The 21,922-nt window shown below is 57.3% G+C and carries 23 protein-coding genes; 8 read left to right on the forward strand and 15 right to left on the reverse strand.

The annotated features are described in order from the left end of the window. Window positions 1-84: 84 nt before the first annotated feature. Window positions 85-2,460 (forward strand): heavy metal translocating P-type ATPase, encoded by a 2,376-nt coding sequence (locus AACY09_RS05700; RefSeq protein ID WP_339486570.1) that lies wholly within the window; start codon window positions 85-87, stop codon window positions 2,458-2,460. 19 nt (window positions 2,461-2,479) lie between these two features. Next, the gene (gene cueR, locus AACY09_RS05705; protein ID WP_339486572.1) at window positions 2,480-2,872 is read left to right on the forward strand and encodes a Cu(I)-responsive transcriptional regulator; all 393 of its coding nucleotides are present in this window, start codon (window positions 2,480-2,482) and stop codon (window positions 2,870-2,872) included. Window positions 2,873-2,987: 115 nt separating this feature from the next. On the opposite strand, the gene AACY09_RS05710 is transcribed toward cueR, so the two are convergent. The 5 genes from AACY09_RS05710 to AACY09_RS05730 are packed head-to-tail and all read right to left on the reverse strand — an operon-like array spanning window position 2,988 to window position 7,076. Further along, window positions 2,988-3,431 carry a GNAT family N-acetyltransferase gene (locus AACY09_RS05710; protein ID WP_339486573.1) on the reverse strand — a complete coding sequence of 148 codons (444 nt, stop codon included), beginning with the start codon at window positions 3,429-3,431 and terminating at the stop codon, window positions 2,988-2,990. 8 nt (window positions 3,432-3,439) lie between these two features. Then, complete coding sequence (locus AACY09_RS05715; RefSeq protein WP_339486574.1) at window positions 3,440-4,036, reverse strand: HAD family hydrolase; 597 nt, start codon at window positions 4,034-4,036, stop codon at window positions 3,440-3,442. Continuing rightward, the gene (gene tesB / locus AACY09_RS05720) at window positions 4,033-4,902 is read right to left on the reverse strand and encodes an acyl-CoA thioesterase II (protein WP_339486575.1); all 870 of its coding nucleotides are present in this window, start codon (window positions 4,900-4,902) and stop codon (window positions 4,033-4,035) included. The genes AACY09_RS05715 and tesB overlap by 4 nt, the downstream gene beginning before the upstream one ends. Beyond that, window positions 4,895-6,517 carry a SagB/ThcOx family dehydrogenase gene (locus AACY09_RS05725; protein ID WP_339486576.1) on the reverse strand — a complete coding sequence of 541 codons (1,623 nt, stop codon included), beginning with the start codon at window positions 6,515-6,517 and terminating at the stop codon, window positions 4,895-4,897. The genes tesB and AACY09_RS05725 overlap by 8 nt, the downstream gene beginning before the upstream one ends. After that, on the reverse strand, window positions 6,510-7,076 hold the full coding sequence (locus tag AACY09_RS05730; protein WP_339486577.1) for a GNAT family N-acetyltransferase: 567 nt from the start codon (window positions 7,074-7,076) through the stop codon (window positions 6,510-6,512). The genes AACY09_RS05725 and AACY09_RS05730 overlap by 8 nt, the downstream gene beginning before the upstream one ends. Window positions 7,077-7,153: 77 nt before the next feature. On the opposite strand from AACY09_RS05730, the gene AACY09_RS05735 reads away from it, so the two are divergent. Together AACY09_RS05735 and AACY09_RS05740 are read left to right on the forward strand one after the other, a co-directional pair. Then, window positions 7,154-8,071 carry a histone deacetylase family protein gene (locus AACY09_RS05735; protein WP_339486578.1) on the forward strand — a complete coding sequence of 306 codons (918 nt, stop codon included), beginning with the start codon at window positions 7,154-7,156 and terminating at the stop codon, window positions 8,069-8,071. A gap of 44 nt (window positions 8,072-8,115) precedes the next feature. Continuing rightward, window positions 8,116-9,351, forward strand: a complete 1,236-nt coding sequence (locus tag AACY09_RS05740; RefSeq protein WP_339486579.1) for a TIGR03862 family flavoprotein — start codon at window positions 8,116-8,118, stop codon at window positions 9,349-9,351. 22 nt (window positions 9,352-9,373) lie between these two features. Here AACY09_RS05740 and AACY09_RS05745 read toward each other — a convergent pair whose 3' ends face one another. The 6 genes from AACY09_RS05745 to AACY09_RS05770 all read right to left on the reverse strand — a co-directional run bounded on the left by AACY09_RS05745 (window position 9,374) and on the right by AACY09_RS05770 (window position 14,933). After that, window positions 9,374-10,801 (reverse strand): Na+/H+ antiporter NhaC family protein, encoded by a 1,428-nt coding sequence (locus AACY09_RS05745; RefSeq protein WP_339486580.1) that lies wholly within the window; start codon window positions 10,799-10,801, stop codon window positions 9,374-9,376. Next, complete coding sequence (locus AACY09_RS05750; RefSeq protein WP_339486581.1) at window positions 10,802-11,983, reverse strand: trans-sulfuration enzyme family protein; 1,182 nt, start codon at window positions 11,981-11,983, stop codon at window positions 10,802-10,804. Between the two features lie 226 nt (window positions 11,984-12,209). After that, a complete protein-coding gene (locus tag AACY09_RS05755; protein WP_339486582.1) occupies window positions 12,210-13,541 on the reverse strand; it encodes a DEAD/DEAH box helicase in 1,332 nt (443 codons plus the stop codon). A 101-nt stretch (window positions 13,542-13,642) separates the two neighbouring features. After that, a complete protein-coding gene (locus AACY09_RS05760; RefSeq protein ID WP_339486583.1) occupies window positions 13,643-14,254 on the reverse strand; it encodes a 3'-5' exonuclease in 612 nt (203 codons plus the stop codon). Window positions 14,255-14,316: 62 nt separating this feature from the next. Beyond that, window positions 14,317-14,793: an NYN domain-containing protein gene (locus AACY09_RS05765; RefSeq protein WP_339486584.1), complete on the reverse strand. Its 477-nt coding sequence runs from the start codon at window positions 14,791-14,793 to the stop codon at window positions 14,317-14,319. After that, window positions 14,790-14,933, reverse strand: a complete 144-nt coding sequence (locus AACY09_RS05770; protein WP_339486585.1) for a hypothetical protein — start codon at window positions 14,931-14,933, stop codon at window positions 14,790-14,792. The genes AACY09_RS05765 and AACY09_RS05770 overlap by 4 nt, the downstream gene beginning before the upstream one ends. A gap of 39 nt (window positions 14,934-14,972) precedes the next feature. Between AACY09_RS05770 and AACY09_RS05775 the strand changes: the two genes are divergently transcribed. Together AACY09_RS05775 and AACY09_RS05780 are read left to right on the forward strand one after the other, a co-directional pair. Further along, on the forward strand, window positions 14,973-15,551 hold the full coding sequence (locus AACY09_RS05775) for a cysteine hydrolase family protein (protein WP_339486586.1): 579 nt from the start codon (window positions 14,973-14,975) through the stop codon (window positions 15,549-15,551). Window positions 15,552-15,662: 111 nt separating this feature from the next. Further along, window positions 15,663-16,325, forward strand: coding sequence for a YciC family protein (locus tag AACY09_RS05780; RefSeq protein ID WP_339487087.1), 663 nt, complete (start codon window positions 15,663-15,665; stop codon window positions 16,323-16,325). 1 nt (window position 16,326) lies between these two features. On the opposite strand, the gene AACY09_RS05785 is transcribed toward AACY09_RS05780, so the two are convergent. The 3 genes from AACY09_RS05785 to AACY09_RS05795 all read right to left on the reverse strand — a co-directional run bounded on the left by AACY09_RS05785 (window position 16,327) and on the right by AACY09_RS05795 (window position 18,994). Further along, complete coding sequence (locus AACY09_RS05785) at window positions 16,327-17,094, reverse strand: substrate-binding periplasmic protein (RefSeq protein ID WP_339486587.1); 768 nt, start codon at window positions 17,092-17,094, stop codon at window positions 16,327-16,329. Further along, window positions 17,091-17,939: an SDR family oxidoreductase gene (locus tag AACY09_RS05790; protein WP_339486588.1), complete on the reverse strand. Its 849-nt coding sequence runs from the start codon at window positions 17,937-17,939 to the stop codon at window positions 17,091-17,093. Before AACY09_RS05790 ends, AACY09_RS05785 begins: the two co-directional genes overlap by 4 nt. A gap of 179 nt (window positions 17,940-18,118) precedes the next feature. After that, complete coding sequence (locus tag AACY09_RS05795; RefSeq protein ID WP_339486589.1) at window positions 18,119-18,994, reverse strand: LysR family transcriptional regulator; 876 nt, start codon at window positions 18,992-18,994, stop codon at window positions 18,119-18,121. A 177-nt stretch (window positions 18,995-19,171) separates the two neighbouring features. Between AACY09_RS05795 and AACY09_RS05800 the strand changes: the two genes are divergently transcribed. Then, the gene (locus AACY09_RS05800) at window positions 19,172-20,407 is read left to right on the forward strand and encodes a YbfB/YjiJ family MFS transporter (protein WP_339486590.1); all 1,236 of its coding nucleotides are present in this window, start codon (window positions 19,172-19,174) and stop codon (window positions 20,405-20,407) included. Next, window positions 20,404-21,402 (forward strand): NAD(P)H-quinone oxidoreductase, encoded by a 999-nt coding sequence (locus AACY09_RS05805; protein ID WP_339486591.1) that lies wholly within the window; start codon window positions 20,404-20,406, stop codon window positions 21,400-21,402. The genes AACY09_RS05800 and AACY09_RS05805 overlap by 4 nt, the downstream gene beginning before the upstream one ends. A gap of 88 nt (window positions 21,403-21,490) precedes the next feature. Here the strand turns inward: AACY09_RS05805 and AACY09_RS05810 are convergent, their stop codons facing one another. Further along, window positions 21,491-21,868 (reverse strand): hypothetical protein, encoded by a 378-nt coding sequence (locus AACY09_RS05810; RefSeq protein ID WP_339486592.1) that lies wholly within the window; start codon window positions 21,866-21,868, stop codon window positions 21,491-21,493. Between the last annotated feature and the right edge of the window lie 54 nt (window positions 21,869-21,922).

The following is a 21,922-nucleotide window of genomic DNA, read 5'->3' on the forward strand; positions in this document are numbered from 1 at the left end:
CAGCGTTAACCAACGTCATCTAACACTTGACCTTCCCCAGATGGCAAGGTTGATCATGTCGGTGAACTTCAAGGAGATCGCCACATGTCCGCCATCCAAACATTCAACCTGCCGATTGGCGGAATGACGTGCGCCAGTTGCGCCGGACGTGTCGAGCGCGCGTTGCGCCAACTGCCTGAAGTCAGCACCGCCAGCGTCAATCTGGCCAGCGAACAAGCACGTATCGAAGCACCAGCAGACAGCCTGACTAAACTGCTCGATACCATCAAGGCGGCTGGCTACGACGTTCCAAGCGAACGCGTCGAACTGGTAATCAAGAGCATGACTTGCGCCAGTTGCGTCGGCCGTATCGAACGAGCCTTGGCCAAGCAGCCGGGCGTGCTTGAAGTCAGCGTCAATCTGGCAACCGAGCGAGCGCAGCTTAAAGTGACCCAAGGCACAGATAGCAGCAGCTTGGTCCGCGCCGTGACGCAAGCCGGCTACACCGCGACCTTGGTGACTGAGCAGGCGGATCAACACAGCAGCGCAGAAAACAGTCTACGCCGTGAACGCGTGCTGCTGATTATCGCCTTGGTGTTGGCGGCACCCCTCGTATTACCCATGTTACTAATGCCGCTTGGCGTGCATTGGATGATTCCGGCCTGGGCGCAATTTGTGATCGCCACACCCGTGCAGTTTATCCTCGGCGCACGCTTTTATCGCGCCGCCTGGAAGGCATTGCGCGCCGGTGCGGGGAATATGGATCAACTGGTCGCCATTGGCACCAGCGCCGGTTATGGCCTGAGCGTTTATCAGTGGTATGTCACGCCAGCTGGGCAAGCCCCGCACCTGTATTTTGAAGCGTCAGCCGTGATTATTGCGTTGATCATGCTCGGTAAATACATGGAAAGCCGCGCCAAGCGGCAAACCACCAGCGCCATTCGTGCCCTGCAAGCTCTGCGTCCCGAACAAGCCCTGCGCCTGAAAAATGGCGAGGAGCAATTGGTGGCCCTGAGCGAACTGGTGTTGGGCGATCAGGTGGTGGTCAAACCCGGTGAGCGTTTCCCGGTGGATGGCAAAGTCATTGAAGGACAAAGCCATGCCGATGAAGCCTTGATCAGCGGTGAAAGCGTACCGCAGGCCAAACAACCGGGTGACTCAATCACCGCCGGGGCGATTAACGGCGAGGGCCGTCTATTGGTCGAAACCACAGCGCTGGGTGCCGAAACCGTTTTGGCCAAAATCATTCGCTTGGTCGAAGACGCGCAAGCGGCCAAGGCGCCGATTCAAAAGCTGGTCGATAAAGTCAGCCAGGTATTCGTGCCAGCGGTTTTAGGCATCGCCTTGATCACCTTAATCGGCTGGCTGATCGCGGGCGTTGGGCTGCAGATTGCACTGCTCAATGCCGTGGCGGTGCTGGTGATTGCCTGCCCATGCGCACTGGGGCTGGCAACGCCGACGGCGATTATGGCGGGCACAGGAGTCGCCGCTCGCCACGGCATTCTGATTAAGGATGCCGAAGCCCTTGAGGTCGCACACAAGGTCAAGATTGTCGCCTTCGACAAGACCGGCACGCTCACCGCCGGCACACCGCAAGTTGCCTACCTCCAAGCCATCGATGGCGACACTGAAAACTTGCTGCAACTGGCGGGCAGCCTGCAGCGCGGCAGCGAACACCCACTGGCCAAAGCCGTGCTGGATGCCTGTGCGCAGCAAGGCATTGAACCGCCACAAATAACCTCCAGCCACGCCCTGAGCGGTCGCGGGATTGCCGGGGAGATGGGTGAGCGCAGTTTGGCCTTGGGTAACCGGCGGATGCTGGAAGAGCACGATTTAAGTCCCGCTGACCTCGCCAACAAGGCCGAAGCACTGGAAGCCGAAGGACGAACTTTGTCATGGTTGATTGAGCAAAAACCGCAGCCTCGGGTGCTGGGTTTATTTGCCTTTGGCGACACCCTTAAACCGGGCGCCAAAGAGGCGGTCAGCCGCTTACAGGCGCTGGATATCGAAACGCATCTGATCAGCGGCGACAATCGCGGCAGCGTTGATAAAGTCGCCCGTGAACTGGCCATCGACTCAACCCATGCCAATGTATTGCCAGCAGACAAAGCCGCGATCATCAATGATCTGAAGCGCCACGGCGTTGTCGCCATGGTCGGCGACGGCATTAACGATGCACCCGCGCTCGCCTCGGCTGATGTAGGCATCGTCATGGGTGGCGGCACAGACGTTGCCATGCATGCAGCCGGCATCACGCTTATGCGTGGCGACCCGCGCTTGGTTGCGGCAGCGCTGGACATCAGCGACCGCACCTTTAACAAAATTCGCCAGAACCTATTTTGGGCCTTTGCCTACAATATGGTCGGCATACCCTTAGCGGCGCTTGGTTACCTCAACCCAATGGTCGCGGGTGCGGCAATGGCGTTGTCCAGTGTTAGCGTTGTGGCCAATGCACTGCTGTTAAAACGCTGGAAGCCCTGATGACTAACTGGAGACTGCGGTGAATATTGGCCAAGCGGCGAAAAAAACCGGGCTTAGCGCGAAGATGATTCGCTATTACGAGTCAATCGATTTGCTGCCCGAAGCTGGGCGCAGTGACAGTGGCTACCGCGTTTACAACGCAAAGGATTTGCATCGGCTGACCTTTATAAAGCGCTCAAGGGACTTGGGATTCTCGCTAAACGAGGTGGCTAAACTGCTGACCCTGTGGCAAGACCGTGATCGCGCCAGCGCCGATGTAAAGAAGCTGGCGGCGGAGCATATTGACCAGCTCAATCAAAAGATTGTCGAGCTAACGGGCCTGCGCGACACCTTGCAAGAGCTTAGCGATAGCTGTCACGGCGATCACCGCCCTGATTGCCCGATCATTAAAGCCCTAGAGCCCAGCCAATAGTCGAATTTTTGCGGCCAAGATGATGGCCACCGAGGGCCAATTAACAATCGAATTTGCCGGTGGAAATGGTGGGTGAAAAAAGCGTCATCCACCCTACCAGAGCGTCATCGGAGTATTAGATTGCCTTGGTCATGACGATTATCCTCTCAACGCCCTCGTAAACCTCACGAACTGTCTGGTAGCCCAAGCGCTGATAAAAGCCTACGGCGGTAATCGACGATGGCACGCTCAAACTGACGATGTCGCGCTCCCGCGCCAAGGCTTCGATATGTTTCATCAATGCCAAGCCGACACCACTCCCTTGATACTGCGGCAAAACAAACACCGAGCGCACGGTGGCGCCGTCCAAACTGGCGGTGGCAATAACCCGCTCAGCGTCCAGCGCGACATAGGTATCGCGTGTGGCAAGACGGTTGGCAATTTGAGCAGGCGAAAAATGCTCGGGCAGCGCGGCAATAAACTCCGGCGGATAATCCTTGGCATTGGTTTGGCTGATCGCGCGGATAATCACAGCGCTAATGGCCGACGCGTCGGCTTGCTCAGCTTTGCGCAGTCTCATTGCCAAAATTAACGTTCCTCAAGCTGGCTGAGCAGCGCAGTGCAATCCAGCGCAAAATGATCCACCAACGCTGGCCAAGGGTTTGCCGGAAGGTTGACCAGTACGCTATAGGCGCCAGCAGCGCGAGCGCACTGCAGGTCAAAGTGATAATCGCCCACCATCACCAACTGAGTTGGCGCCACGTGCCAGCGCTGGGCTAAACGCAGCAATCCATCGGGGTCGGGCTTGGGACGGGCTTCACCACGGCCAATCACATCAGCACTGGCGAAACAGTCGCCAACGCCGATGGCCTGCAAGGTCAACAGCGCCAGTTCATGGGCATTGCGGGTCAATATGCCGAGCTGAACACCACGTCCCGAGAGTTCTCGCAGCAATTCAACCGCACCGGGTGCAGGCTGTGCGTTGAGCGCCAGTTCGCGCTCATGCTCCAGCAACCAAGCGTGCTTGGCGTGCGCTTCCTCAGCGGGTAAAGCACCAAGGTGATGCAAAATATCCTGTTCAAGCGGAATCTCAAGGGCGCGCTTGATTGCCTCGAAATCGTGCACGGCCAGGGTCAGCGTGCCGTCCATGTCGAATACCCAATGGCGGGCGTTGGCTAGACTCATTTCCAATCTTCACGCACCCGAATCAAACCTTCCTGAGCCACCGAGGCCACCAGCTTGCCCTGTCGGTTGAAGATACTGCCGCGAGCGAAACCACGGGCATTACCCGCCCATGGGCTGTCCATGGCGTAAAGCAGCCAATCATCCATGCGCAGGTTGCAGTGGAACCACAACGAATGGTCAAGGCTCGCCACCTGCATAAATTTTTGCCACACCGAAACCCCGTGCGGCAGCATCGAGGTGGTGAGCAAATTGAAGTCAGAAGCATAGCCAAGAATGTACTTATGCAGTGCGGGGCTCTCCGGCAGAGTGCCGTCAGCCTTGAACCACACATACTTAGCCGGCTCGGTCACTTCTGGATCAAACGGATTGCCGATGGTGACCGGACGGATATCGATAGGCTTATCGCTCAGCGCTCGCTCGCGCATGCGCTCGGGCAGCAGGTGCGCCACTTCGCGCGCCAGCTCGGTCTCGGACTTCAACGCTTCAGGCCCCGGAATATCCGGCATTTCGATCTGATGGCTATAGCCCGACTCATCCGCCTGAAACGAAGCGCTGCAGGTGAAAATGGGCTGGCCCTTCTGAATTGCCGTGACCCGGCGCGTGCTGAAGCTGCCGCCATCACGCACCCGATCGACCTGATAAACAATCGGCAAGGTTGGATCACCTGGGCGCAGGAAGTAGCCATGCATCGAGTGCACATGGCGCGCATCATCCATGGTCTTGCTCGCGGCAGAGATGCACTGACCGAGCACCTGGCCACCATACAGCTGACGAAATCCCAGATCCTGGCTGACACCGCGAAATAGGTTTTCTTCAATGGTTTCGAGGCTTAGCAGCGCTACCAGATCATCTAAAACTTTACTCATCAAACTGTTCCTCAGCGCCTGTTGCGACCGGTAATCGTAACCTTGGGTAGGCTGGCTGCGCGGTCAATCGCTCATCCCAAACAGCCTTACCCAAGGTGAAATGGTAGAGACTTTGCCAGCGTGTGTCGGCCAAGCCCAGTAATTCATGCACGGCATCGTCGAAATAACAGCCGATGCCCGTTGCGGACAGCCCCGCAGCCTCTGCCTCTAAATACAACACCTGGCCTATTTGGCCACACTCCCAATATAAGCGAGGATAGCGCCATGGCCCAGCTTCAAGCGCAGTATCGAAACGCGCAAGCATGGCCATGGCCACACACCCATCGCTGGCGATGTCTTGCGAGCAAGACAAAAACGCGGCCAGTTCACGGGCGTCGCCTTCCAGCAAGCGGTAAAGCGGCAACTCATCACTCACCCGTTGCCAGCTAAAATCTCCACGCAAGCCAGATTCCGGCTCGCCTGTTACTCGCGCCAACCAATACAGCCCCGGTTGTAAACCTTGCACGCGATGAACAAAAACCACTAAGTCTACCTGAGCGGGCTCACCCGTAAGCGCGAAAGGCACAGGCGAATTAGCCGGCATCAGGCGGCGCAACCAAGCGAATAATAACTCGGCATGGATACCGGTTTTGCCGTCCATGGATTGCGCACTGCGCCTGCGCTGCAGAATGGGCCGCAGGGGCAACCCGGGATTATCCGCGCGCATGCGCCCGGCCCCGGCCTGCCAATTTTGCCTGTTCCGCGCAGGGGCCCGACACCACGCCTGCACGCGCGGCAACTCTGGCCACTCCCGGTAGTGGCGTGACAACCGATTCGGCGTGCCGTTGAGCTCAAGGGCACTCAAATCACTAACGAGTGTTGCGGGCAGCGGGAATTCAGCCGTTTGCGCAGGCCCCACCCACAATAAACAATCGGCATGCTCGGCTTCGGCAAAACCTTGGCGGTTGAGCCCCAAGACCGCATCCAGTTGCTCTTCTGCGACGCCATGCAGCATGCGCACTTGCCAGCCTTGTACATTTGCCGCAATCGCCAGCGCCGCCAAGGCATGGCCAAGGTCGTGATTGCAATACCGGTAGGCGCGCTCACCGTATTTCCATGCCTCACGCCAGGCAATACTGCTCAAACCCAGCAGAAACCCACCAGTGGGCAACGCATTGCTCAACTGCTCGGCTAACGGCGCGGGCAACTCGTTGCGCACTTCGAGAGCGTGAGCGTCGGGGGCGTAATGCGCGAGTAAGGCGGTGGGTTCAAGCGCACCCGCCGGAATTAATACGTAAGCTTCAGTTGGGTGCAAATTGCCTGATGAAGGATTGACTCGCAACGCCCAGCGCGTGGCGCCCGCTTGTTTCCATGCGGACACCGCCAAGCTGTCATAGAAAAACTGAGAGATGCTGGCCAGATCCAGCTGTGCCGATGGTTTTTCAATCTCAGCATAGGCGCTGTCATAAGCCGGTGACTCCTCAAGCGGGCGATGCCACAACTCGATCAGACGCGACGCGTTATAACGGCGAAACGGCGCCGGTTGCGTCGCCCAGTCGAGCTGACCAGGACCGGGGGCAAAGTTGCCCGGCTGGTGTTTGCTGAGCTGATGATAAGCCCTGACGAGATCACTCATTATTTTGCTGCCACTTTTCACGGGTGAGTTGGTAAAGCACATGCTGGCGCAATGGATGCCCAACAGCCAGGCGCGGGTGTTCAAAATCAGCCGACGGGTCGCGCTGCATGTGCAAACGCTTCATCAATGCTTGCGACGGCGTATTCGCCGGCACGGTAAAGGCGACAATCTGCTCCAGTTCAAGCTGGGTAAATGCGCAGTTCAGCGCGGCTTGCGCCGCCTCCAATGCATAACCTTGACGCCAATGGCCCGAATCCAGCCGCCAGCCGATTTCAATTGCCGGCGTGAAGGCCGCTTCAAAGCTGACATGCTGCAAGCCAACAACACCGACAAGGCCCGGTTGATCGGCGCGCTCAACCACCCATTGACCAAATCCCTGCTCATCAAAGTGCTGGATTATCCGCTGCGCCAGGGCATCACTTTCAGCCGAACTCATGCACCCGGGAAAGTGGCGCATCACAGCCGGGTTGGCATTCATGGCCGCAAACGCCGGCAGATCATCCTCGCGCCAAGGGCGCAGGATCAAGCGTTGCGTGTGCAGTTGAATCAGCTCGCTCATTACTACTCCACTTGAGTCGTCGTGCGCTGCAGCGCCATACTCCCGGATCGCACGCACCCCATTTAAAGAGTCATTGTATGCGTCTACCGCTGGTCTATCACCCCGACTACAGCCCGGAGTTTCCTGTGGAACATCGCTTCCCCATGGAAAAATTCCGCCTGCTGCATGATCACCTGATCGAAAGCGGCGTGGTCAGCGACAGCGAACTGCTGCGCCCAGAGCTATGCCCCAATGAAATATTGGCCCTGGCCCATTGTCCGGATTACATCGAACGCTATATGAGTGGTGAGCTGCCCCATGCCGACCAACGCAGGTTGGGCTTGCCTTGGAGTATGGCATTGGCGCAGCGCACAGTCCGCGCGGTCGGCGGTTCAATTCTGACCGCTGAACTGGCCCTCAAGCATGGCATGGCCTGCCATTTAGCTGGCGGTACGCACCACGCCCACTATGATCACCCGGCCGGTTTCTGCATCTTCAACGACCTTGCCGTCATCAGCCAATACCTGCTCGCAGCCGGCAAAGTTCAACGTGTGCTGATCTTTGATTGCGACGTGCATCAAGGCGATGGCACCGCGCGCCTGCTGGCCGACACGCCGGAGGCGATTACTGTGTCGTTGCACTGTGAAAAAAACTTCCCGGCGCGCAAAGCCGACAGTGACTGGGACATTCCATTGCCGATGGGCATGGGAGACAGCGATTACCTGCGCGTGGTTGATGATGCGCTGAATTACCTGCTGCCCTTGTATCAGCCGGACATCGTGCTTTATGACGCCGGGGTTGATGTGCATAAAGATGATGCTTTGGGTTATCTGAAGCTTACCGACCAGGGCGTGGCAGCCCGCGATGAAGCAGTGCTGCGTCACTGCGTGGGTCGCGATATTCCAGTAATGGGCGTGATTGGTGGCGGCTACAGCAAAGACCGCAAGGCACTGGCTGCACGTCACGGCATCTTGCATCACAGCGCCAGCCGCGTCTGGGCTGAGTCGCTGGTGTAGAATGCCGGTCATTCCCCTCTTCGATTTGACCGAGCAAAGCCCCGATGACGCCCAACTCCGCTAATCCCAGCCAAAATGTCGCCATCATCGGGGGCGGCCCGGCGGGGTTGATGGCAGCTGAAGTATTGGCCATGGCCGGGGTCAAGGTTGAGCTGTTTGATGCCATGCCCTCGGTGGGCCGCAAGTTCCTGCTGGCCGGCGTCGGCGGTATGAACATTACCCACTCGGAAGCCAAACCTGCGTTTATCCAGCGGTACGCCGAGCGCAGTGCTGAGATCGGCCAGTTACTCACTGCCTTTGATGCCGATGCCTTGCGCAGCTGGATTCATGGGCTGGGCATTGAGACCTTTGTCGGCACCTCGGGTCGGGTCTTTCCGACCGATATGAAAGCAGCGCCGTTGCTGCGCGCGTGGCTCAAACGCCTGCGTGAGCACAACGTCAGCATTCACACGCGCCACCGCTGGCTGGGTTGGACAGCAGACGGACAACTGCGCATAAGCAATAGCGAGGGTGAGTTCCAACTCGCGCCTGATGCAACCCTGCTGGCCCTCGGCGGCGCCAGCTGGGCGCGTTTGGGATCAGACGGCGCCTGGGTCGATCTGCTGCAAATCCGCGGCGTACAAATCACGGCGCTGCAGGCGAGCAATTGCGGCTTTGAAGTCGCGGGCTGGAGTCAATTTCTGCAGGATAAATTCGCCGGGGCACCGCTAAAGAACGTCAGCCTGAATTTGCCAGATCAAGCCCCGCGCCAAGGCGAGTTTGTACTGACGGCCAAGGGCATTGAAGGCAGCTTGGTTTATGCATTGTCCGCGCAGATTCGCGAGCAGATCAATCAGCATGGCAGCGCCACGGTCTACCTCGATCTGCTGCCGCACAGCGATATCAACAGTCTGGAAAAAGCCCTGAGCAAGCCACGCGGTTCCCACTCCATGGCCAAGCACCTGCACCGGCAAGTCAATATCGATGGGGTAAAAGCGGGCCTGCTACGTGAGCTAGCAGCGCCTGAAGTCTTTCAACAGCCTGCACAACTAGCGCAGGCGATTAAAGCCCTGCCAATTACCTTGGTTAAACCGCGACCGCTTGATGAAGCTATCAGCACCGCTGGGGGCGTGCCTTTTACCGAGCTTGACCCACAGCTAATGCTCAACAAACTGCCCGGCACGTTCTGCGCTGGCGAGATGCTCGACTGGGAAGCCCCCACCGGCGGTTACCTGCTAACGGCCTGCTTCGCCAGTGGTCGGCAAGCCGGTTTGGGCATGCTCGAATGGTTGCGCCGCTGAGCGCACCCTTTATCCCCAACCTCTATAAAAGCCCAACACCAATAAAGAACAACAATGCCACTGCACCGGCGGCTAACCCGTAGGGCAATTGGGTGTTGATGTGGTCAATATGGTCGTTGCGGGTGGCCATTGAGGTGACGATGCCGGTGTCGCTGATCGGCGAAATAGAGTCACCAAAAATGGAGCCGGAAATCGCCGCACCTATCAGTGGATAAGGATCAACACCGGTTGCCGCGGCGATCTGAATACCGATCGGAATCATAATCGCGAAGGTGCCCCAGGACGTGCCGGTCGACAGCGAAATGCCGCACGCCACCACAAACACGAAGGCTGCAGACAGCCCGGCCGGCACATAGTCATTAATGTGTTGCGCCAGATAGCCACCGACGTTGAGATCACCACTGATGTTGCCGATCAGAAACGCCAGGGTCATGACCACAGTCAAAGGCACCATGGATTGATAGCCCGCCAACAGCTCGCGAAAATACTCATCGACCGTGAGAATCCGCTTGATCAACAGATACTGCACTGCTCCCACCAACTGCCCGCAGAGCACACCCCAAAGCACCGCCGTCGAGCCAGAGCCCTTGCTCAATTGACCATCACCGGTGATATATAAACCAATGGGCACGCTGATAATCATCGCAAGCAGCGGCAGCAGCAGGTTCCAGACGCTGTGAGTACTTGGCTCACGCACCGAGTCTTCATCAAACTCAGCCATCAGCGGGATCGCACCTTCGCGTAATTCGATGCCTTGCGCGGCACGCTCGTTGGCCCGGCGCATACCGGGGAAGGAAAACCGGGTGAAAATGCTCAGTAGGACAAAGCCAATCGAAGCCCAGGCGTAGGCGTTGTAGAGCATCGAATGGGCAAGAATAGTGAATGGCTCGCCACTGACAAAGCCCTTACCCACCTGCAAGGCGATAACACCCATCATCGCCGCGCCCCAGCCGTTGAACAGAATCGACGACCACACGCTAAGCCCGGCGCCTTGAATCACATAGGCCATTTGCTCGCGTGAAACCCGGTACTTGCTGGCCAGCCCGCTGGTCACGGTACCCGCTGTCAACAACGACAGATTACTTTCGATAAAGATCAGGGTAGCGATGGCCATACCCAGCAGTTGCGTGCTGATTGGCCCCTTGACCACCCGCTCGCGATCCGTCAGCAACTTGACCAGACTGGCCATGCCGCCGGTGATGCGCGCCAAATGGATAATGGCGCCGACCATCAAACCAAAGAGCAAGGTTTTAACTGCACCGTCTGACTTAAATACATCCACCAGGCCTTGCGCAGAACTGGCCAGTGCAGTGCCAAGATTAAAGTCCGAAAGCACCAGAAAACCGGCAATGACGCCGGCGACTAACGACAGGATGACTTGGCGGGTAAAGACGGCTAAAAAAATCGTCAGCAGCGGCGGCATGATCGACCAGATTCCGTAATCGGTCATTTAAACGCCTTCCTTGGTGGCTAAAACGGCAGCAAAACCCCGTTGCAAATCGGCGATCAAGTCATCGGCATGCTCGATACCGATCGACAGCCGCAACAGGTTTTCGCTGATACCAAACGCCGCTTTCTGTTCATGACTGAGCGAGCAATGCGACATGCTGTAGGAATGATTGATCATGCTTTCAACCCCACCCAGCGAGTCAGCCAAAACGAAGATCGACAACTGCTCGATAAAGCGTGCGGTGCCTGAGCGATCTGCCTTCAAGCGCAACGACACCACCGCGCCACCGCTGCGCATCTGCCGTTGGCCAAGGGCGTATTGTGGATGGCTGGGCAGCCCCGGATAAAACACCGCCTCAACCTGCGGATGACCGCTAAGAAACTCGGCCACCCGCAGCGCATTGCTGGTTTGCCTATCCATGCGCACATCCAGCGTCTTTAACCCGCGCAAGGCCAAGTAGCAATCGAACGGGCCCTGCACCGCACCAACGGCCATGCTGATATGACGCAAACGCTTGAACAGATCCTCATTCGCCGCCACCACCGCGCCGCCAATCAGGTCGGAATGGCCACCGATGTATTTGCTGGTCGAGTGCATCACCAGATCAATGCCAAATTCAATCGGGCGCTGATTCCAGGGCGAGCAAAAGGTGTTGTCGACGCAGGTCAGAATCCCGTGCTCACGGGCGAACGCTGCCACGGGAGCGATATCGACCAACTGCAGAATCGGGTTGGTGGGCGTTTCAATCCAGATCAGCTGAGTGTTTTCCGTACGGCTGGCCGCCAGCGCTTCAAGGTCGTTGAGGTCGACATAGCTGACGGTGAAGCCAGAACTGCGGCTGCGGTAGTCATTAAGCAAGCGGAAAGTACCGCCGTAGACGCCCGCCATAACAATGACGTGCGCATCTTTTTCCAGCAACTCGAATACCGTGGATGTTGCCGCCATGCCGGAGGCGCAGGCCACTGCGCCACTGCCACCTTCAAGCTGGGCGATGCAGGTCTCGAAGGCATGCCGCGTTGGGTTGCTGACGCGGCTGTAGGCGTACTCGCTGGACTCATCGAGGCCGCGCTGCACAAACGAACTGGCGGTGACGATCGCCGGAAAAATAGCGTTATCGGCATAGCTCGACTGGTCGCCGGCGTGGATCACCTGAGTCGAGAATTTGGCTTTGTTCTGGCTCATTGTGAAGCTCCTGATCAGTCAAAAACAGCGAATAAAACGCGACCCACCTACGGGAGCATCAGCCAGCGCACACGATGACCGCCAACGGCGGCCTTTGTAGGGTGTGTCAACGCGAAGCTTGTCCACCGTAGCTCGCGCATACAGGCCGAATATCCAAGACCGCAATGGTGGATGAAAAAGGCGTCATCCACCCTACAAAACCACGCAAAGAACCGCAACAATGGGCTTACTTACCGCGCTTAACCGGTTTACCACCAAAGCTTGGCACCTTGCGGATTGCTTTGATCGGGGGTTCCGCTGGCTCATCACTTTCAAGCCAACGGCCCAGGCTGCCGCCCTTATTGCCGCCGACCACTTTTGGTTTTTTGGCTTTCTTCGGCTTTTTGATCACCGCGCCGCCGGCAATAGTCTGCGGCACGCGGTGGTCGGGAATAAAGTCCGGTTCATCTACCCGCTGCAAGAGTTGTTGGGTCATGCTTTCGATAGCCGCCAGAAGCTGCACTTCATCGGCGCACACCAAGGACACTGCCTGCCCAGTTGCCCCGGCCCGACCGGTACGCCCGATCCGGTGGACATAGTCTTCGGCAACAATCGGCAGGTCAAAGTTGACCACCAAGGGCATGTCATCGATATCCAAACCGCGCGCCGCCACATCGGTGGCCACCAGCACCTTGATTTCACCTTGCTTGAAACGCTGCAAGGCGCGCAAGCGAGTGGGCTGCGGCTTATCGCCATGAATTGCATCAGCGCTGATGCCATGGCGTTGCAATTCGGCTTCAAGTTCATCAACCCCCTTACGGGTCTTGACGAACACCAACACCTGCTGCCAGCCCTTGCTTTTATACAGGTGCAAAAACAACTCGGCCTTGCGCTTTTTATCCACAGTCACCAGCCACTGCTTGACCGACTTGGCCGCGGCATTGCGCGGGCTGACCTCGATACTTAGCGGATCGCGCAACATCTCGCCGGCCATGGCGCGGATTGCATCGGAAAAGGTTGCAGAGAACAGCAGGGTTTGGCGCTTTTTCGGCAAGGCACTGAACAGATCATCGAGCTCGCGGGCAAAGCCCAAGTCAAGCATACGGTCGGCTTCGTCAAGCACCAGCACCTGCACCTGATTGAACTTGACCGCGTTCTGCCGGTACAAATCCAGCAAACGCCCCGGCGTTGCCACCAGCACGTCGAGGCCTTTGCGCAGCTTCATCATCTGCGGGTTGATACTGACGCCGCCATACACCGCGTAGCTGCGCAGCGGCAGGTGCTGGCCATAGGTCTGAAAGCTCTGCTGCACCTGCTCGGCCAGTTCACGCGTCGGCACCAGCACCAGCGCCCGTATGCAATTGCTGGCAACACTGGGGCCCTCCATCATCAAGCGCTGCAACAGCGGCAAGGCAAAGCCTGCAGTCTTGCCAGTACCGGTTTGCGCGGCGGCCATCAAGTCACGCCCTTGCAGTATCGGCGGTATGGCTTGCGCCTGCACCGGCGTCGGGGTTTGGTAATCAAGGCCGTCGAGGGTGCGCAACAGCGGCTCAATCAAATTGAGCGAGGCAAAAGTCATGGTGAATAACCTGGTGAAGTGACGCGAAAAGTAATGCGGCCTAGTTTAGCAGGCGCAGCAATGTAACAGGGGCGCCACGAGCAGCCGCTTAAGGCTCAGATTCAAGCCTGACGCAGACGTTCCAAGGCGAAAGCCATTTTTGCTGCAGGGATTTTCTGCAACGTGCAAAACAGCTCATGGGAAACTGCGGCAATACCATGGCGCTCACGCAGCAAGGCCGTCATAAAACAGGTGAGGTTCGCCGCCATTTCCGCATCAGCCAAGGCACGGTGCGCTTGGCCAGTAGAGGGAAGCTGCGCCCAGCGATTGAGATTACCCAGTTTGTGGCTTGGCGCCTGGGGCAACAGGCGCCGCGACAACAGCAAGGAGCAGGCAAAAGGTTGCACCCGCTTACGCCGAACAAGGGCTAACTCGGCGTCCCAGAATTTCTGGTCGAATGCGGCGTTGTGCGCCATCAGGGGAATGTCACCGACAAAGTCGGCAACTTCGTTCATCACCTGCGCTGCAGGCGGTGCATCACGCAGCATGGCGTTGCTGATGCCAGTGAGCTGCTGAATAAAAGGCGGCACCCAGGCCCCACTGTTCATCAGGCTTTGATAACGCGCAACGATCTGCCCATCCTGCACGATTGCAACGCCAATCTCAGTGGCGCGGGCTTGTTGCGCCGGCGACATGCCGGTGGTTTCAAAGTCGATGACAGCAATCTGTTCCACGTAAAAAATCCTGAGGCTTGGCTATGACAATCGCTCGATTGAGCGACTAAAAAAGGGCGCGGCTACTTGAGCAGCAAAGCGCCTTCAATCGGCACATAAATGCTGGCGGCGCGCATCAGGGCCTGGGCGGTGAGCTCTGGCACGCCATAGGCGATCGCCTCGACACCATGGCTGGCGCGAATTTTATCGAGCAAGATGGCAAAGTCGCCATCACCCGAGGCCAGCACGACTTCATCAACCCGTGGCGCGGCGTCCATGATATCGATGGTAATGCCCACATCCCAGTCACCCTTGGCCGAACCATCGCTGCGCTGAATATAGGGTTTGAGCTTTACGGTAAAGCCCAGGTTGCGCAATATCTGCTGAAACTGCTGTTGTTTCGGATCGCCGCGATCAATCGCATAGGCGTAGGCTTCGACAATCTCGCCGCGCTTGCTGACCTCAGCCCACAACGCTGAATAATTGAAGTGACAACCATAGCCTTGGCGCACGGTGTAGTAGAGGTTTTGTACATCGGCGAATAGGGCGATTTTTTTCACCGGATTTCCTCGGTTGGCGGCAGACGAGCAACAACATGCACGATAAAGTCGGTGGCCAGTATGCCAGCACCGTCGTAATGACGCAGAAAAAAGGCCGGCAACCCGATAAAACCAACCGCCAGCCGACCAATCGTTGGCACAAACCACAGCCTGAAGCCGCCACCAGAGATAGGTGAACCATGCCCACCGCAAACCAAATAAACCCGCCCACCGCACTGCTGACCATCGATATGCAGCAAGGCATTGCGCGGGTCAGCGCGCCGCGTAATAACCCCGGTGCCGAACAGAAAATCGCCGCATTGCATCAACATTGGCGCGCTATGGGCTGGCCATTGGTGCATATTCGCCATATTTCCCGGCAAGCCGAATCGGTATTTGCACCGGGTCAGAGCGGTGCGTTGTTCCAACCCGCATTTGAGCCCCAAGCAGGGGAATACGTGCTGGAAAAGAATGTCACCGACGCTTTTTGCCATTCGGCCCTTGAGCGTTGGCTGCATGTACGGGGCATTGAGCAACTGGTGATCGTCGGGGTGGCCAGTGAAAACTCGGTTGAAGCCACGGCCCGCAGCGCCAGCAACCTGGGTTTCAAGACCCTGGTGATCCATGATGCCTGCTACACCTTTGATAAAACCGACTTTGCCGGTCAGTCACGCCGTGCCGACGATGTGCACAACATGGCCATGGCTAATCTGCGCGATGAATATGCCGAGGTGATTGGCTGCAGCGAGCTGGTTAAACGTTTCGCGGCCCAGCCTTGAGTCGGGTCATACAGGGTTACAGCATGCGTTAGATTAACCTGCACATCGCGCTTGGGCTGAATAACTCAGATCGGCTAAAGTGACGACCTTTACCACGTGACCAAGGCAACGATGAATATCCCTGCGATCCTGCGCGACTCCTGGTTTTTCTTTAGCACTAACCTGCTGAGCATCGCCAAACTGTGCCTGCCGCTGATTCTGCTTGAGGCCTTTATCCATCAGTGGATCAGCACTATCGCCGGGCCTGAAAACGAGATGGTGTACGGCATCATGCTCGGCCTGCTGTTTTACCCGCTATACACCGGCGCGTTGATTTTGTTTCTCGATGCGCGCAGCCGTAACGAATCGCCGCAGGCGCGAAACCTGCTCGCCGCCAGCCTGCGCATGTGGCCAACGTTTGCCCTGCTAACAGCAATCAGCACCTTGGTGATTGCCCTTGGCGCCTCTCTGTTCATCCTTCCCGGCCTGTGGTTCATGATCAAACTGGCGTTTGCTGAGTACTTGCTGGTGCTGCGCGGCCTTAGCCCGATCAAAGCACTGCATGAGAGCTTCGAGATGACACGCGGCTACTTCTGGCAGATCGCAGCCTGCGTACTGATTGTAATGGTGCCGCTGTGGCTGCTCAGTGGTTGGCTGCAATCTACTCAAGGCGATAACGTCGGCGGACTTATCGAGATACTGCTCAATAGCGCCGACAACTTCTTGCAGCTATTTGCCAGCGTTGTGCTGTTTCGCGTGTTTATGCTGCATAAACCGCAGCCCACAGAAGGCTAAGCTAAGGCGCGCGGTACTCGCGAAGGCTCGGTTGTTCCAGGCCGTAGTGTTCGGCGCGGCGCGCTATCCAACCTTCCTCGCGCAACTGTTTCAGCACTTCACCGATCCGTTGCATTGCTTCAGCATGATCGCCCACACGACTGAACCCCAGATACAACTTGGTCTGCGAGTCGGGCTTGTAAGCCGCCTTGGCAATGCGCTTGGCCATGCTCGGGTCGCGCAATACATGATCGACCTGACAATCAGTGCCGACAAAAGCCTGTATACGCCCACGGACTAACATCCCCAGAAGCTGCGACTCATTATTGACCGCGATTTTGTCGAGTTTTTTGTCACTGTCGAACGGCTCGAAGTACGCAGAGTCGAGTACGTAACCAATCCGCTTTCCGGCAAGCTGCTGGTAATGGGTGAGTGATGGTGCCGTCTGCGGCGCCACGTAAATTCGCGGTGCGCAGGCATAATAAGCGGGCTCTAAATAGCTGATGTATTGCTCGCGTTCAGCAGTTTTCGCTAACCCGGTCATCATGTCCGCACGCCCCGACTGCAACGCTGCCAGGCCCCGCGCCCAAGGTGCCCGCTCAACCACGACCTTATAACCGCTACGCTGTGCAATTTCATGCAGTAAATCAATATCCAAACCATATAGCGTGCCGTTGTTGGTCAACATCCGAAACGGCGGCCAGACATCAGTCATTACTCTGAGCGACAACGACTCGCCAGCCACTTGAGCACTTAACAGCATACCGAGCAGCAGCCCGGCCACTCTCACTGTTGCCCCCCCGAACGTTGCGGTCTTAACCCTGAAAGACGTGGCAACAGGACCCGTTCGAACAGGCGCGGAAAAAAACGCGCGAGCAGGCGTGCACGCCAGTTAACGTTGGACAGGACCAGTAGCCGCTTACGTTTTAACGCGCCTTGATAGATTGCCTCGGCAACATCCTGTGCAGACGCAACCTTGCCAATCGCCAATGGCGGCTGCGGCGCAACAGAACCATCACCGACCAAGGCATTTTTACGCAGATCGGTTGCCGTAAAGCCGGGGCAAACCAGCATTACATTGACTCCAGAGCCCTTCAGTTCTGAGCGCAAGGTCTCGAATAAACCATGCAGCGCATGTTTGCTGGCGTTATAGGCGCTGCGATAAAGCAGTGGCGCGAAACCCGACAAAGAGCTGAGCACGATGACCTGCCCGCCACGGGCAATCAGGCTGGGCAACGCCGCCTTGGTGCAATGCACCGCGCCAAAATAATTCACTGCCATGACCCGCTGAAACACCCCCAATTCGGTGTCGGCAAAATTGCTGCGATGGGTAATACCGGCATTATTGACCAGCACATCGATACCGCCAAAGCGTTCAACCGCCAGCGCCACGGCATGCTCGACCGCTTGCGCATCGGCAACATCACAACAGATGCCCAGGGCTTCAACATTGTGATGATCTTCAAGGTGCTGCACCAGGCTATCGAGCGACGCTTGCTGCAGATCAAGAATCACCAGTCGCGCGCCACCCTGCGCAGCACGCATGGCCAACGCACGGCCAATACCTGCACAGCCACCGGTAATCAGCACGACTTTTCGATCAAACACTTTGCTGGCGAATACCTTGCGGTGCATTGAACGCCCTTAATGGTTGTGGTGTTCGCGCCACTAAGACGCGTTAATCCATACTCTGCAGCATCAAAGTGTAAGTTTTGTCGACGATCTTTAGATAGGTGAGCGGGTCACAAATTACGTTTACCGGCCAACCCCTCAATAGTAGCGCATAGCCCAGATTGAATTGGCACAGGCAAAGGTCAAAAATTTTCAGCCGCAAACACCGCAACAATCTCATCAATCACCGCCCGAACTCTGGCGGTGTGGCGCAAGTCTGCGTGCGTCACCAGCCATACATCATAAGGCTGTGGCCGCGTCACTTCAGGCCACAGCCTGACCAAACCATCAGCCCCGCCTGATCTCACCGGCAGCTCGCCTAACCCGATACCTGCGGCGATTGAACGGCGCATCAGGTAACTGGAGCTGACATTGCAAACAATCCGCCCACGCGTCAGCGGTTCAGCCACCAGCGTCAGCTCTTTATTGCTCAGCAAATAAGGCCCATACACCACCAAATCGTGGCCTTCAAACGCACTACCCCGCTCGGGCACGCCATTGCGTTCAACGTAGGCCTCAGACGCAAACAGCCCGACGGGCCAACGCGCAATGCGCCTGGCAATCAGATCTGGGTTGTCTGGGCGCGTGTTGCGCACCGCAATATCGGCTTCACGTTTGGACAGGCTGATCAATTGTGACGAAGCGTCCAGCTGAATCTGCACACCCGGATGGCGCTCATGGACACGAGCAATCGCCGGGATCAAGAAATCGATCGCCAAGGAATCGGTGGTACTGACCTTAACATTGCCAATCAGCCGGTCATCAAGTCCAAGCGCTTGGCGCTCCAGTTTCAGGGCAGCACGCTCCATGCTTTCGACCGCCGGCAAGGCACCCTCACCGACCGTGGTCAGCACATAACCTTCTGAGGTGCGCAAGAACAGCGTCGCACCCAGCGCGTTTTCAAGCGTGTTAAGCCGACGACCGACAGTCGCCTGATCAACCCCCAGCACCCGGGCCGCACCCCGCAAAGTCGATTCACGGCATACCGCCAGAAACACCCGTGCATCATCCCAATTCATAGCCACTTCACCCAGTGCCACTCCAGTTATAAGCAGCAGATTGAACACAGCCTGGCCCACTGAAAATGAGCCAGCAACTGATGCAAATATGCATTATAGCCGAGTGAAATTGCAGCATTATTGCATCACAAATACTCGGTATGCTTGGCACCAAGAAAACCTTTCAGGATATTTCAAATGCTTAGCACCTCGCCTGGCATCGCCAATCAGCGCAGTGGGATTTGGTTGCCCATATTTGCGGGCCTCTGTGCCAGCTTGGTTGGCATCGGTTTAGCGCGTTTTGCCTATACGCCACTGATTCCACCGCTAATAGAAGCACACTGGTTCAGCGCCGATGATGTGATCTACCTCAGTGCTGCCAATCTGGTGGGCTACCTGATTGGCGCCTTGGCCGGCCGGCCACTGGCCAAGCTATTGGGCAATAACCACAGCTTGCGCTTGATGATGCTGACGGTGGCCCTGTCATTCTTTGCCTGTGGATTGCCGCTGTCGATCGCCTGGTTCTTTGGCTGGCGACTCCTCTCAGGGATTGCTGGCGGTGCGATTATGGTAGTGGTCGCCGCGACTATCCTGCCTCAGGTACCTGCTGCCCGCAGAGGGCTGGCCAGTGGCGCGATTTTTCTGGGCGCCGGTATTGGCATCGCTTGCTCGGGCACCCTGGTGCCGCCCCTATTAAGCCTTGGGTTGCAGAACACTTGGTTCGGCTTGGGCGCACTGGCTTTAGTGCTCACGGCTGCCAGCTGGTCTGCTTGGCCAGCAAGCAAACAGACTGAAGCGACAACAGAACAGCATGCCGTGGTGAATAAACCCATCGACCGGCGTGTCTACCTGCTCTTTGCCCAATACGCCCTGATGGCGGCCGGCTTGGTCCCAGCGATGGTGTTCCTGGTCGACTACGTAGCGAGAGGCTTGAGCGCCGGAGCTCACGTTGGCGCGTTGATCTGGGTCATATACGGCATTGGCGCAATTGTTGGCCCGGTGAGCTATGGTTTTCTCGCCGATAAACTCGGTGCGAGTTTGAGTATTCGCTGGGTATTGGCAGTGCAGGCAATCACCCTGATCCTGTTATCGGTGTCCAACTCGTTTGCCGCACTGGCCGTGTTGGCAGTGATTCTCGGCTCATTCCCGCCGGGCATTGTGCCGCTGGCCTTGGCACGTATCCATGAGTTGGTTGGCGACCACCAGCAACAGCAAGTCACCTGGAGTCGCGCCACCGTTTCATTCGCCACCTTTCAGGCCCTCGCGGGCTTTGCTTACTCGGCCATCTTCAATGCCAGTGGCGGACACCATGCATTGATGTTCCTCATCGCTTCCGGGGCAATTGCCCTTGCATTGATTTTGGAACCCGTCATGGCTTTTATCAGTCGCACACACGATACGACTCAACTTTGCTGCGGAGGCACTTCATCATGACTCTTCCATCTGAAATGACCCTGATTGAGATCACTGAGCCCGGCGGGCCTGAGGTTTTGCAGCCCTTGCAAACGGCTGTGCCTACACCTGAGGCGGGCGAGGTACTGATCAAGGTACACGCCGCCGGAGTTAATCGCCCCGACGTACTTCAGCGCTCTGGCAATTACCCGATGAAACCGGGCATGAGCCCCTACCCGGGTCTGGAAGTGGCGGGTGAAGTTGTTGCCCTGGGTGCAGAGGTCACTGACTTTAAGCTCGGCGACAAGGTCTGCGCACTGACCAATGGCGGAGGCTATGCGCAGTACTGCGTAGCGCCAGCCGGGCAAACCCTGCCTATCCCTGATGGCCTGGACTGGACGCAGGCCGCTGCGATTCCGGAAACCTTCTTCACGGTATGGGCCAATGTATTTACCCTCGGCGCGGCGGCAAAAGGCCAACGGGCACTGATTCATGGCGGCACCAGCGGTATCGGCACCACCGCACTGATGCTCTGCCGCGAGTTCGGCATCGAAGCCTTTGCCACCGCAGGCAGCGAAGAAAAGTGCGAGGCGATTCGCAAGCTCGGCGCAGAGCCGATCAACTACCGCGAGCAAGACTTTGCTCAGGTGATTAAACAAAAGACAGACGATCAGGGCGTCGATGTCATCCTCGACATCATGGGCGGCTCTTACTTCAACGATAATGTCAGCTCGCTGGCGATGGACGGCCGCCTGGTGATGATTGGCTTCCTCGGCGGCGGCAAGGCCAAAGACGCGAATCTGATGGCGATTCTCGGCAAGCGCGCAGTGGTCACCGGCTCACTCCTGCGCCCGCGTTCTGGCCCTGAAAAAGCCTTAATCGCCCAGCAGCTACGCCAACTGGTTTGGCCCGCACTTGCCGCCGGCCGCGTCACCCCGATCATCGACAAGGTGTACCCATTCACCGACGCGGCAAAGGCCCACCAACGCATGGAAGACGGCGACCATATCGGCAAGATTGTGCTGACGATGGATTGAACGAACACGCAACTGCTGCCCAGCCGAAAACCAGCAGGTTGCGCCTGAAGAGGCTCCTTGCATATAAACCTGAGCCACTTCAACAAACTCAATTAATAGCGGTCGATATCAAGTCAGGCTCGAACATAGCGGAGAAACTATCTGCGGGCCGCATGCGCAGCAGTCGTTCCATCACCTCCTGCTGCGTCATGTGTTGCACGGCGAGTTCTTTGAGCGCCTTGCTTTCCCATTTCGGAGCCATGCGAGCAGCTTGAAGGTCAGCAATCTCAGTTCGATGCCCTTCTATCAAATTCGAATAGTAGGTATTGGTGATCCGCAACAAGCCCGCCAGTTGCTTAGATGTTTCATCGGCGAGTCGACCAGCAAGAAACGCTGCCTGACGCGGCAATTGATCCGCCGCTTGAATGATCGAATCAGGCAGATTTTCCGGCAGTACCGGATCAAGGAATGTTTTCGAGATAATCATCGTATGACTCCCAGCGAAGCAAAATGGTCATCCACTCAATGTTATCTGCGGAAA

It is taken from the genome of Pseudomonas sp. EL_65y_Pfl2_R95, assembly GCF_963971045.1.
In the GTDB taxonomy this organism is placed as follows: Bacteria; Pseudomonadota; Gammaproteobacteria; order Pseudomonadales; family Pseudomonadaceae; genus Aquipseudomonas.